Source organism: Mesorhizobium sp. M1428, from assembly GCF_040317515.1.
Classification (GTDB): domain Bacteria; phylum Pseudomonadota; class Alphaproteobacteria; order Rhizobiales; family Rhizobiaceae; genus Mesorhizobium.
On sequence record NZ_JAMYKT010000025.1, the window covers coordinates 1 to 12,777 of the forward strand.

General features: G+C 63.1%; 10 protein-coding genes. 6 read left to right on the forward strand and 4 right to left on the reverse strand.

The annotated features are described in order from the left end of the window. The 3 genes from NKG60_RS25870 to NKG60_RS25885 form a co-directional block, all read right to left on the reverse strand. Positions 1–737, reverse strand: a 737-nt coding sequence (locus tag NKG60_RS25870; protein ID WP_502912333.1) for a glutamine--fructose-6-phosphate aminotransferase, incomplete at its 3' end; no start/stop codon positions are given. A gap of 556 nt (positions 738–1,293) precedes the next feature. Then, complete coding sequence (gene glmU / locus NKG60_RS25880; protein ID WP_352667869.1) at positions 1,294–2,655, reverse strand: bifunctional UDP-N-acetylglucosamine diphosphorylase/glucosamine-1-phosphate N-acetyltransferase GlmU; 1,362 nt, start codon at positions 2,653–2,655, stop codon at positions 1,294–1,296. 130 nt (positions 2,656–2,785) lie between these two features. Next, positions 2,786–3,733 carry an AraC family transcriptional regulator gene (locus NKG60_RS25885; protein ID WP_352975912.1) on the reverse strand — a complete coding sequence of 316 codons (948 nt, stop codon included), beginning with the start codon at positions 3,731–3,733 and terminating at the stop codon, positions 2,786–2,788. 129 nt (positions 3,734–3,862) lie between these two features. Here NKG60_RS25885 and NKG60_RS25890 point away from each other — a divergent pair, with 129 nt between their 5' ends. Beyond that, positions 3,863–4,756 carry an SDR family oxidoreductase gene (locus NKG60_RS25890; protein ID WP_352667872.1) on the forward strand — a complete coding sequence of 298 codons (894 nt, stop codon included), beginning with the start codon at positions 3,863–3,865 and terminating at the stop codon, positions 4,754–4,756. Between the two features lie 65 nt (positions 4,757–4,821). Here NKG60_RS25890 and NKG60_RS25895 read toward each other — a convergent pair whose 3' ends face one another. Continuing rightward, positions 4,822–5,568 (reverse strand): cytochrome c biogenesis CcdA family protein, encoded by a 747-nt coding sequence (locus NKG60_RS25895; RefSeq protein WP_352667875.1) that lies wholly within the window; start codon positions 5,566–5,568, stop codon positions 4,822–4,824. A 188-nt stretch (positions 5,569–5,756) separates the two neighbouring features. Here NKG60_RS25895 and NKG60_RS25900 point away from each other — a divergent pair, with 188 nt between their 5' ends. From NKG60_RS25900 to NKG60_RS25920, 5 genes are all read left to right on the forward strand, one after another. Beyond that, a complete protein-coding gene (locus NKG60_RS25900) occupies positions 5,757–6,134 on the forward strand; it encodes a COG4315 family predicted lipoprotein (protein ID WP_352667876.1) in 378 nt (125 codons plus the stop codon). A gap of 447 nt (positions 6,135–6,581) precedes the next feature. Then, positions 6,582–9,197: a type I DNA topoisomerase gene (gene topA / locus NKG60_RS25905; protein WP_352667878.1), complete on the forward strand. Its 2,616-nt coding sequence runs from the start codon at positions 6,582–6,584 to the stop codon at positions 9,195–9,197. A 6-nt stretch (positions 9,198–9,203) separates the two neighbouring features. Then, positions 9,204–11,510: a ribonuclease R gene (gene rnr / locus NKG60_RS25910; protein ID WP_502912334.1), complete on the forward strand. Its 2,307-nt coding sequence runs from the start codon at positions 9,204–9,206 to the stop codon at positions 11,508–11,510. Beyond that, entirely contained in the window at positions 11,510–11,962 is a 453-nt protein-coding gene (locus NKG60_RS25915) for a DUF983 domain-containing protein (protein WP_352667881.1), read from the forward strand. The genes rnr and NKG60_RS25915 overlap by 1 nt, the downstream gene beginning before the upstream one ends. 72 nt (positions 11,963–12,034) lie before the next feature. Continuing rightward, positions 12,035–12,769, forward strand: coding sequence for an NUDIX hydrolase (locus NKG60_RS25920; protein ID WP_352667883.1), 735 nt, complete (start codon positions 12,035–12,037; stop codon positions 12,767–12,769). Positions 12,770–12,777: the final 8 nt, after the last annotated feature.

Sequence of the window (12,777 nt, forward strand, 5' to 3'; positions counted from 1 at the left end):
CCTTTGTCGACCATGAAGCTCGTGCTGAGCGACTGTTGGCGTTTGCGGTCGACCTTGTTGCCGCCCATGTCGAAGATATCGACCTCGTTGCGGCGCACCACCGCCCAGTCACCGTCTTCCAGATAGGTGATCGAATTGGTGAAAGGGGCAAGCGCAATGGCGTCGGAGCCAAGGAACATCTGGCCATCGCCATGACCGACCGCGAGCGGTGGGCCGTTGCGGGCGCCGACGATCAGATCCTCGTCGCCCTTGAACATGATGGCGAGCGCAAAGGCGCCTTCCAGCCGCTTCAGCGCCTTGTGCGCCGCCTCAACCGGCTTCAGCCCCTTGGCCAGTTCGCGCGCCACCAGATGAGCGACGACTTCGGTATCGGTCTGCGACGTGAAGCTGTAGCCGTCGCGCATCAGCTCGTCGCGCAATTCGGCGAAATTCTCGATGATGCCGTTATGGACGATGGCGACGCCGTCAGAAAAATGCGGATGCGCATTGCTCTCGTTCGGAACGCCATGCGTGGCCCAGCGCGTGTGGCCGATGCCGATCATGCCGTCGAGTGGTTCGTCCTTCAGCCGGCGCTCGAGATTGACCAGCTTGCCCTCGGCGCGGCGGCGGTCAAGCCTGCCATGCTCGATCGTGGCGATGCCGGCCGAGTCATAGCCGCGATATTCGAGCCTTTTCAGCGCATCGACGATAAGCGGCGCGACCGGCGAGTTACCGACAATTCCAACGATACCGCACATGGCGCTTGCCCCCGATTCCGACCTTAAACCCGGCGCTATTTAGAGACTGCCGGGCTGTCGCGAAAAATCACATTCCATTTCGTCCGATATCAGCCGGACTATCCTGCACAGATGCACCATGACAGGGCGCACTTGCAATCCGGTTACTGCAATTGCTCAGTTTCTCCGCTTATGTATCCTATCTCGGCTCAACGGCTCCAGAAATCAGTCAAAGACATGATGCGGCTATGAACGAACGAATCGACACGGTGACGCTTTGGCGTCCGGTTGGCGAACTGGAGTTGATCCAGAAGGCAGGGATGCGCGCCTTTCCGCCTCGACTTGCCGATCAGCCGATCTTCTATCCGGTCACCAGCGAGGCCTATGCCACCCAGATCGCCCGGGACTGGAATGTGCCCGCGAGCAGATCAGGTTTCGTGACGCGTTTCGAGGTGCGTCGCAGCTTTCTGGACCGTTACAGCGTCCAGCATGCCGGCAGCCGGGCGCATCTGAAGACCTGTCGGCCTTCAACGATGCAATCGTTGGCGAAATCCAGCTTGTCGCTGAGTTCGCTAGTCTACCCTTTTTTGCGGACAGCCGCGGCCGAAGAAAAACGCTCCCGCAACGCCTTGCCCTTGCCGGGTAGAGTCCGCTGGCGGGCGCGGCCGAAGGCCAGCGCATCGTCGGGTACGCTTTCGGTGATGACGCTGCCCGAGGCGATGTAGCCGCCCTTACCGATCGACACTGGCGCCACCAGCGAGGAGTTCGAGCCGATGAAGGCGCCCTCGCCGATATCTGTGAAGAATTTCGAATAGCCGTCATAGTTGCAGGTGATAGTGCCGGCGCCGATATTGGCGCCTGCGCCGATGCGGGCATCGCCGATATAGGTCAGATGGTTGACCTTGGCGCCCTCCTCGACGATCGCCTGCTTTACCTCGCAGAAATTGCCGACCTTGGCCTTGTTTCTCAGATCGGCCCCTGGCCGCAGCCGCGCGAACGGGCCGACATCGCAGTTCGACGCAATGGTGGCGCCTTCGATATGGCTGAAGGCATGGATCTTGGCGCCCGTGGCGATTTTTACGCCCGGCCCGAACCAGACATTGGGTTCGACAATCGTGTCGGCGCCGATCTCGGTATCGTGCGAGAAGAACACGGTTTCGGGCGCAATCAGCGTAACGCCAGAAAGCATCGCCTCGCGCCGCCGGCGCGTCTGCCAGATACCTTCCGCCTGGGCAAGCTCGGCACGGTTGTTGATGCCGAGCGCGTTCTCGAAACTGGCTTCGGTGGCGACGACATCAAGTCCCTGCGCAGCGGCGATCTCGACGATATCGGTGAGATAATACTCGCCCTTGGCGTTCTTGCTGCCGACTTCATCGAGCAGCTTCAGCGCGTGCTTGCCGGCGACCGCCATCAGCCCGCCATTGCAGAAGGTGATTTTCTTCTCCTCGTCCGAGCAGTCCTTCTCCTCGCGGATGGCCACGAGCTTGCCGGCCTTTTCGATAAGCCGGCCGTAGCCCGAAGGATTCTCTGTACGGAAGCCGACCACGACGACGGCCGCACCTTCGGCCAGCTTCAGCCGCGCCGCCGCGAGCGCTTCCGGATCGATCAACGGCGTGTCGCCAAACATCACCAAGATGTCGTCATAACCCTTTGATATTGCTGCGCGTGCGGCAAGCACGGCGTGCGCGGTGCCAAGACGTTTTTCCTGGACGAAAGCCTCGGCCTTCGGCGCAAACTTGACTGCGGCCTTGCGCATCTCATCGGCGCCATGGCCGATCACCAGCGCCAGATCGCCGCTGCCGGCGGCTTCAGCCGCCTTGACGACATGGGCAACCATCGGCAGGCCGGCGATTGTGTGCAGCACTTTCGGCACTGAACTCTTCATGCGCGTGCCTTCGCCAGCGGCGAGGATGATGGATAGGCAGGATCTCTGGCTCATGGGGACAGCAACCGTTGAAAGGGGTCTGGAATCGAAGCGTTAGTAGCACCGGCGGCATGCTGCACCAATGCGGTTAAATTCCGGTGAGACGGTAGAACCTCCAACCCGCGACACGCTCAAGCCGATCGGCTCAGGCGGCTTCCGCCTCGTTGCGTGATGCGAAGCTGGGGGCTCGGCCACGGCCGTATTGCCGTGGCGAACAGTTCATGACCCGCTTGAAGGCTGTGCTGAAGCCGCTTTCGGATTCGTAGCCGAGCGACAGCGCGATGATGGCGACGGGATCGCTGGAATTCGTCAGCCGGTCGCCGGCCAGCAGCATTCGCCAGCGCGTCAAATAGTCCATCGGCGACGCGCCAACCGTCTCCTTGAATCTGAGCGCAAAGGTCGATCGCGACATGCCGGTCCGTTCCGCCAGTTCCTGTAACGTCCAGCCATGCGCAGGATCGTCATGCATGGCGCTGATCGCCGCGCCGATCTGTTTGTCAGCCAGGGCAAAGAGCCAGCCGATGCCACCTTTCAATCCTTCCGAAAGATGCAGCCGCAGCGCCTGAACCAGCATCATGTGGGCGAGGTGCTGAATCACCAGAAAGCCGCCCGGCTGCGGCTCGCGCAGCTCCTGCATCATCCGCTCCACCGACCAGCGCAGCGCCGACTGGTCCGACTCTTTGCGGATATGCACAATGGCTGGCAGCATCCGCAACAGGATGCCGGCATGATTCCCGCCAAGCGCGAAGCGGCTGCTGACCAGAAAGAAATCACCACCGCCATTGTGGGTCACGACACCGCCGGCTCGCGCGGGCGGAAAAATCTTGACGGCTTCAACAGGCGTCAAGCTCATGTCGCTTGCAAGGCGGAAGGGCCGTCCACTCGGCAGCAGGAAGCAGTCTCCCGTCTCAAGGCGCACTGCGTCAGCAACGCCCTCCACAGATAGCCAGCACCGGCCGGAGACCACCGCTCCGGTCTTGATGCTTTGCTGCTGGTCGGGGAACTGGATCGACCATTCACCACCAGCATCGAAACCGGCCGACATATAGTTTCGCGGCTTCAGCAGCGAGAGCACATCTGAAAGGGGATCCACAGGTCATTCCGGACGATTGCGAAGATAATACGGACTCTACCGCATAGATCGTATTTTCTCAAGCGCCTATCACGATACAACCGAGCCGCGAGCATGGTCGTGGTCAGAAATGAACAAGGAGAAGTCGTGATGCGTGTTTTCGTTACCGGAGCGACCGGATTCGTCGGTTCTGCCGTCGTTCAAGAACTCATCGGCGCCGGCCATCAGGTGCTCGGCCTCGCCCGCTCGGCGGCGTCGGCCAAGTCGCTTGCAGCCACCGGAGCCGAGGTGCATCGAGGTGACCTCGAAGACCTCGAAAGCCTCAGTAGGGGCGCAGCGGCAGCCGATGGCGTGATCCATACCGGCTTCAACCACGACTTCTCGAAATTCGCGCAAAACTGCGAGATGGACCGGCGCGCCATCGAGGCCTTGGGCGGAGCACTCGAAGGCTCCGAGCGGCCCCTGCTCGTCACCTCCGGAACCGCGCTCCAGGCGCGGGGCCGTGTCGCGACGGAGGAAGATGCGCCTGTCCCCTCTTCCGCCTCGTATCCCCGCGCCTCCGAAGCGACAGCCGCCGCGCTGGCGGCACGCGGCGTGCGCGCGTCGGTTGTTCGCCTTCCTCCGTCGGTCCATGGCCAGGGCGACCACGCCTTTGTTCCGATCCTCATCGACCTTGCTCGCAAGAAGGGCGTGTCGGCCTATGTCGGCGAAGGGTTCAATCGCTGGCCTGCCGTGCATCGGTTCGATGCCGCCCGCGTCTACCGGTTTGCGCTCGAGCATGGAGCCGGTGGCGGGCGATATCACGCGATCGCCGAAGAAGGAGTGCCGTTCAAGGACATCGCCGGCGTGATCGGCCGTCGCCTGAACGTGCCGGTCGTCGCCAAGTCCGGGGAAGAAGCCGCCGATCATTTTGGCTGGTTCGCGATGTTCGCGGCGATGGATGTCCCGACCTCAAGCGAACGGACTCGCGCGCTGCTGGGGTGGGCGCCGAGCGGACCCGAGCTCATCGCCGATATCAACCAGCCGGGCTATTTCGAAGGTTGAACGGACCACGTAGCTGCGGTGCCTTGCACCGCAGCTACGGCCTCGCGCTTCGGCCGGGCGGGAACCTATCCCAATTGCCCCAGCACCGGAAAATTCTCAAGCAGCCAGTATGACACCGCCTGCACGCCGCCGGTCAGGAAAAACACGCCGGCGACCACCAGCAACCCGCCGATGGCCTTTTCGACGCGGCCGAGATGGACGCGGAATTTCCCGAGAAAGCGCATGAAGGCGCCGGAAAACAGCGCCGCAACGAGGAAGGGAATACCGAGGCCGAGCGAGTAGGCGGCAAGCAGCAGCGCGCCCTCGCCCACCGTCTCGCGGCCGCCGGCAAGCGTCAGGATCGGCCCCAGCACCGGGCCGATACAGGGCGTCCAGCCAAAGGCGAAGGCCAAGCCCATGACATAAGCGGCGATCAGGCTGGCCGGCTTGCCTTGTGACTGGAAGCGCGCCTCGCGTGAAAGCAAAGGGATGCGCAGTACACCGAGGAAATTCAGCCCCATCAGGATGATCAGCACGCCAGCCGCCATTGCCAGCGGCTCCTGCCAGACTCGCAGCAGATGGCCGATGGTCGAGGCGCCGGCGCCGAGCGCGACGAAGACGGTCGAAAAGCCGAGCACGAAGGCGATGGAGGAATTAACCAGCGCGCCGCGCGCACCGGCCTTTGCCGTAATGCCGGCCTCGCCGCGGAAATCGTCGACCGACACGCCGGCCATATAGCACAGGTAAGGCGGCACCAGCGGCAGCACGCAGGGTGACAGGAACGAAATTGCTCCCGCCCCGATCGCGCTGACATAGCCGACGTCCAATGCCATTTCCGTCTCCCGATGACTGCGCAGCCATATAGCTACGACAACGGCCGTCCGCCAATCACCATCGCGTGGCCCCATCACATTGGGTAGCAATGCCGACGCCCGCCCGGGAAGAAAGGGCAGCCAGGCAGCGTTGATCAAACGAAGCTGCGTTGTTCCGCGCGCTTTTCGAATGATCCAGGGAGAAGTCCATGAAAACGATCGCAATTGGCATGGCCGCGCTTTTGCTCGGCACCACGGCGTCCTTGGCCGCCGAGGCGTGGAAGGAAGCAGAACTCGGCGGCAGCAAGATCTACACCGACGCCAGCGGCATGACGCTCTACACCTACGACAAGGACGAGACGGGCAAGTCGAACTGCTACGACAAATGCGCCGCCAATTGGCCGCCGCTGAAGGCTGACGCCAACGCCAAGGCCGAGGGCGAATGGACGATCGTCGACCGCACCGACGGCACCAGGATGTGGGCCTACGAAGGCAAGCCGCTCTACACGTTCATCAAGGACAAGAAGGCCGGGGACGTCACCGGCGAGGGTGTCGGCGGCGTTTGGCATATCGCCAAGGCCGACTAAGCCTTGAGCTTCTGATCCGCTGTAACAGGCGGTAACACGGCTGGTCCCTGGGAACTCGACCCAACCGCCCCGGCGGCCAGCTTTTCAGCACGGTAATTCCTTGCGACTGTCCGAGCAAAATGCCGGGCTACCGATCACGCGCTTCACAGCATCTGTTCAAGCAGGGCTGGCGCGTGCTGGATGTTTCTCTTATATCCGCGGGAGAGTTTGTCCCGTTCTCCAGGATCAATTGCCGGGCTTGTCCAGCGATGGGCTGCCCATTTCCCTTGTCCAGGATTGCGGAAATCGCATGGCGCGCCGTTGGGTTGCGCATTCGGTACAGGGCCGCATTTTGACTGCTTGGCCTTGACCCGATGCAAAAGCGCGGCCATGTGAGCGACACATTGAACGAGATTTCGTCGCGCGCAGCGGAATTCTTCTGCCGCATCACAACTGATATGAGACCGTATGGACGTCGTCGTCGTCGAATCGCCGGCCAAGGCGAAGACAATCAACAAATACCTCGGCAAGAACTACAAGGTTCTGGCCTCGTTTGGCCATGTCCGCGATCTCCCGGCCAAGGATGGCTCGGTGCGTCCGGATGAAGACTTTGCCATGTCCTGGGCCGTCGACACCGCGTCTGGAAAGCGTCTCGCCGATATCGCCAAGGCGGTCAAGGACGCCGACGGGCTGATCCTCGCCACCGATCCGGACCGCGAGGGCGAGGCGATCTCCTGGCATGTCCTCGAAGTGCTGAAGCAAAAGCGCGCGTTGAAGGACAAGCCGGTCAGCCGCGTCGTCTTCAACGCTATCACCAAGGCGTCGGTGCTGGAGGCGATGGCCAATCCGCGCCAGATCGATGCGCCGCTGGTCGATGCCTATCTGGCCCGCCGCGCGCTCGACTATCTGGTCGGCTTCACGCTGTCGCCCGTGCTGTGGCGCAAGCTGCCCGGCGCCCGCTCCGCCGGCCGCGTCCAGTCGGTGGCGCTGCGTCTGGTCTGCGACCGCGAATCCGAAATCGAGCGCTTCATCCGCGAGGAATACTGGCAGGTCGCCGCCATCCTCGGCACGCCGCGCAAGGAAAATTTCGAGGCGCGGCTGACCGCCTTCGAGCGCAAGAAGCTGCAAAAGCTCGACATTTCCAACAAGGCGCAGGCCGACGACATCAAGGCGATGCTCGAAGGCGCAAGCTTCAAGGCGGCGTCGGTCGAAGCCAAGCCGACCAAGCGCAATCCCGGGCCGCCCTTCACCACCTCGACGCTGCAGCAGGCAGCCTCATCGGGTCTCGGCTTTTCGGCCAACCGCACCATGCAGGTGGCGCAGCGGCTCTATGAGGGCATGGAGATCGGCGGCGAGACCACCGGCCTGATCACCTATATGCGAACCGACGGCGTGCAGATGGCACCGGAGGCGATCTCTGCCGCACGCGATGCGATCGCCAAGGAATTCGGTGCCAAGTACCTGCCTGAAAAGCCGCGCGTCTATTCCGCCAAGGCCAAGAATGCCCAGGAGGCGCACGAAGCGATCCGTCCGACCGATTTCATGCGCACGCCGGCTTCCGTCAGGCAGTATCTCGACGCCGACCAGGCGCGGCTTTACGAGATGATCTGGAAACGCGCCATCGCCAGCCAGATGCAGCCGGCCGAGATCGAGCGCACCACGGTCGAGATCGAGGCCATCAACGGCCCGCGCACCGCCGAGCTTCGTGCTGTCGGCTCGGTTGTTCGCTTCGACGGCTTCCTTGCCGCCTACATCGAGCAGAAGGAAGAAGATTCGGAAGACGAGGAAAGCCGCCGCCTGCCCGAGATCCGTGCCGGCGAGCAGCTCACACGCGAGGCGATCAACGCTACCCAACACACCACCGAGCCGCCGCCGCGTTATTCGGAAGCTTCGCTGATCAAGAAGCTGGAGGAGCTGGGCATCGGCCGGCCGTCGACCTATACGGCGATCCTGAAGACGCTCGAGGATCGCGATTACGTCACCATCGACAAGCGCAAGCTGGTGCCACAGGCCAAGGGCCGGCTATTGTCAGCCTTCCTCGAAAGCTTCTTCGAGCGTTATGTCGAGTACGACTTCACCGCTTCGCTCGAGGAGAAACTCGACGAAATCTCTGACGGCAAGCTCGCCTGGAAGGACGTGCTGCGCGATTTCTGGAAGGATTTTTCCGGCGCCGTCGCCGACATCAAGGAGTTGCGCGTCACCGACGTTCTCGATGCGTTGAACGAGGAACTGGCGCCGCTGGTGTTTCCCGCGCGCGAAGACGGTTCGAACCCGCGCATCTGTCCGAAATGCGGCACCGGCAACCTGTCGCTGAAGCTCGGCAAGTTCGGCGCCTTCGTCGGCTGTTCGAACTATCCCGAATGCTCCTTCACCCGCCAGCTCGGCGACGCCGCCAATCCCAATGGCGAGAACGGCAATGGCGAAGACGGCACCAAGGTGCTCGGCAAGGACCCCTATACCGCCGAGGAGATCACGCTGCGCAATGGCCGGTTCGGCCCCTATATCCAGCGCGGCGACGGCAAGGATGCCAAGCGCTCCAGCCTGCCCAAGGGCTGGACTGTCGATTCGATCGATCATGAAAAGGCGCTCGCCCTCTTGTCGCTGCCGCGCGACGTCGGCAAGCATCCGGAATCCGGCAAGATGATTTCGGCCGGGCTGGGGCGCTACGGGCCGTTCGTGCTGCATGACGGCACCTACGCCAATCTCGACAGCATCGAGGACGTGTTCTCGATCGGCCTCAATCGCGCCGTCTCGGTGATCGCCGAGAAGCAATTGAAGGGCAAAGGCGGCCGCAATGGCGGCACAGCCGCTGCGCTCAAGGAACTTGGCGATCATCCTGCCGGCGGCGGCAAGATCGTCGTGCGCGACGGCAAATACGGGCCTTATGTGAATTTCGGCAAGGTCAATGCGACGCTGCCGAAGGGCAAGGATCCGCAATCGGTGACTATCGAGGATGCGGTTGCGCTCATTGCGGAAAAGGAAGCCAAGGGCGGCAATGGCGCCAGGAAGCCCTTCCGCAAAGCGGCCGCGCCTGCCAAGAAACCGGCTGCGGCCAAAAAACCGGCGGCCAGGAAAAAGGGATAGGACGGGTTGGCGCACAAAGTCTCCGGAAGAAGCCACGGCGATCTGCGCACCGCCGATACCCGCGCCAAGGTCAGGGACAATTACCGGCCTTCACGCGACGAGATACTGCGTTACATCGCCGAAAATCCGGACCGCGCCGGAAAACGCGACATCGCCAAGGCGTTTGCGCTGCGCGGCGAAGACCGTATCTGGCTGAAGGACGTCTTGCGCGACCTGCAGGACGAAGGCCTGCTGACCAAGGAGCGCAAGCGGCTTGCCCGTGTCGGCGCCCTGCCCCACGTCGCGGTGCTCGACATCTTCGGCCGTGACGCCGACGGTGTGCTGCTGGCGCACCCGACCGAAGCGATTGGCAATGGCGAACCTCCGGTCATAGCGATCCGCGTGTCGCGCGGCGGCAATGGCCCGACGCCGGGCATCGGCGACCGCGTGCTGGCCAAGACCTTTCCGACCGACGATCCGGCAGGCCCGGCCTATACCGGCCGGGTGATGAAGATATTCGAGAAGCGCACCGATTCGGTTCTCGGCGTTTTCCGTGTGCTGAAGGACGGCACGCTCCGCATCGAGCCGGTGGAAAGGCGCCAGCCGGAGCTGGTCGTCGACAAGGAATTCCAGAACGGCGCCAAGAACGGCGATCTGGTCGAGGTCGAGCCGGCGCGGGCCTCCCGCTACGGGCTGCCGCGAGCCAAGGTTCTGGCGGTGTTGGGGTCGCTGGCCAGCGAAAAGGCGGTCTCGATGATCGCCATCCATGCACACGACATTCCACATATTTTTCCCGCCGACGTTATCGCCGAGGCGGAGGCGGTCAAGCCGGCGACGCTTGCCGGCCGCGAGGATTGGCGCGAGCTGCCGCTGCTCACCATCGATCCGGCCGACGCCAAGGATCATGACGACGCGGTGTTCGCCATGCCCGACACCGACGAGAAGAACGCCGGCTGCGTGGTTGTCACCGTCGCCATTGCCGATGTCGCTGCATACGTGCGTTACGGCACGGCACTCGATCGCGAAGCGCTGAAGCGCGGCAATTCGGTCTATTTCCCCGACCGCGTCGTGCCGATGCTGCCGGAGCGCATCTCGAACGACCTCTGCTCACTGCGCGAGGGCCAGGATCGTCCGGCGATAGCGGTGCGTATGACTTTCTCGGCCGATGGCCACAAACTCAGACACTCGTTCCATCGCGTCATGATGAAGTCGGCCGCGAAACTTGCCTATCAGCAGGCGCAAGCGGCGATCGACGGCGCACCGGACGACACGACTGGCCCGATCCTCGATGCGGTGCTGAAGCCGCTATGGGACGCCTACGCGATCCTGAAGCGCGGCCGCGACACGCGCCAGCCGCTTGAGCTCGATCTGCCCGAGCGCAAGATCCTGCTCAAGCAGGACGGCACCGTCGACAAGGTCGTCGTGCCGGAGCGGCTCGACGCGCACAAACTGATCGAAGAGTTCATGATCCAGGCCAATGTCGCCGCCGCCGAGACACTCGAGGCGAAGCGGCAGGCGCTGGTCTACCGCATCCACGATGCGCCTTCGCTCGCCAAGCAGGATTCGCTGCGTGAATTCCTGCAGACGCTAGGCCTGTCGCTGGCGCGCGGCGCGCAGATGCGGCCGAACCAGTTCAACGGCATCCTCGCTCGCGTGCGCGGCGCCGACAATGAGGGGCTAGTCAACGAAGTGGTGCTGCGCTCGCAGAGCCAAGCCGAATATTCGCCTGCCAATATCGGCCATTTCGGCCTCAACCTGAAGCGCTATGCGCATTTCACCTCGCCGATCCGCAGATATGCCGACCTGATCGTGCATCGCGGGCTGATTGCCGCACTCGGCCTTGGTCCGGGGGGCCTGACGCAGGACGAGGCGGAGCGGCTGGAAGAGGTCTCGGCACTGATTTCCGCGACCGAGCGGCGCGCTATGGCCGCCGAGCGCGACACGGTCGACCGGCTGATCGCCGCCTATCTCGCCGAGCGCATCGACGACCGTTTCGACGCCCGCATCTCGGGCGTCACCAAATCGGGCCTGTTTGTCCAATTGCCGCAGTATGGCGCGGATGGCTTCATTCCGGTTTCAACCCTGGGCGGCGACTACTATATATACGACGAAACTGCTCGATCGCTTTTCGGAGAACGCACCGGCAAGGGCTATCAGCTTGCTGATCGCGTCGAGGTTCGCCTGATCGAGGTGGCGCCGATGGCCGGCGCGATGCGTTTCGAGATGCTGACCGAGCCAAAGCCGCTGCCCGGCTCCAAACGGTCGTTCCACAAGGCCAAAGGCCGCGCCCGGGCGTCGCAATCGCGTCCAGGCACGCGCGGCAGGAGACGGTAATGCCAACAGAACTGCAGGTGGAAGAACGGGTTTTCGGCGGCGAACATCACTCGGGCCGGACCGCCCGGCCGCTATGGACGGCAATGAAGCGCGGCATGCTCGGCCGCTGCCCGCATTGCGGCGAGGGCAAGCTGTTTCGCGCCTTCGTCAAGACCGTCGATAAATGCGATCGTTGCGGCGAGGAGCTCCACCACCATCGCGCCGACGACCTGCCGGCCTATCTCGTGGTCGTCATTGTCGGCCACATCGTGCTCGGCGCCTTCATGGGTGTCGAGGCGACCTCGACGCTGTCGACCTGGCAGCACATCGCCATCTGGGTGCCATTGACCATCATTCTCGCCGTCGTCCTGCTGCAGCCAGTCAAGGGCGCTGTCATCGGCCTGCAATGGGCCTTTTATATGCACGGCTTTGGCGGTGAAGAAGATCTGATCGAGTCGCATCCCGAGGCTTGAAACCGAGGCTGGCGCAATCGGCATGGCTGGACGCCACTTTCGCATCGGAGAAGATTCCGCTAGGTCGAGCGCATGGACGTTATGACCAAGGCGGAAATCGACAAGGTTGAGCGGATCGCGCTCGATGCCAAGCCTATACGCCCGCGTGACGCCGCGACGCTGATCCTGCTTGACCGCAAGGGCGACGAGTTCCTGGTGCTGATGGGCCGGCGCCACGCCGATCATGCCTTCATGCCGGGAAAATTCGTGTTTCCCGGCGGCCGCACAGATCCGGCCGACAGCCGCATTCCGACAGCCACCGCACTTCATCCTGAGGAAGAAGCGAGATTGACCGCCGGCATCGGCCGCACCAGCCCGGCCCGCGCCCGCGCCATTGCCATGTCGGCAATCCGCGAAACCTACGAGGAGGCCGGCCTGCTGATCGGCCAAAAAGGCGCCTTCGCGACCGCCAAGAGCGACTGGCAGGGCTTTGTCGAGCACGGCGTCATACCATCACTGCGAGCGCTACACTTCGTCGCACGCGCCATCACCCCGCCCAACCGGGTGCGCCGCTTCGATACGCGCTTTCTCGCGGCATGGCGCGACGATGTCGCGGTGCAACTGCCGGATGGCGGTCCGACCGATGAGTTGGAAGACGTCGTTTGGTTGCCATTGGCCAGGGCCAGGCAAGCCGATATTCCAGACATCACGCGCACGGTCCTGGAGGAGCTGGAAAAGCGGCTCGCCCGGGATCCGCTGCTGAGCCCCGGCGGTCCCGTGCCGTTCTACCGGCTTGTCCGCAATCGCTTCGTCCGCGAAATTCTCTAGAGCAGCCA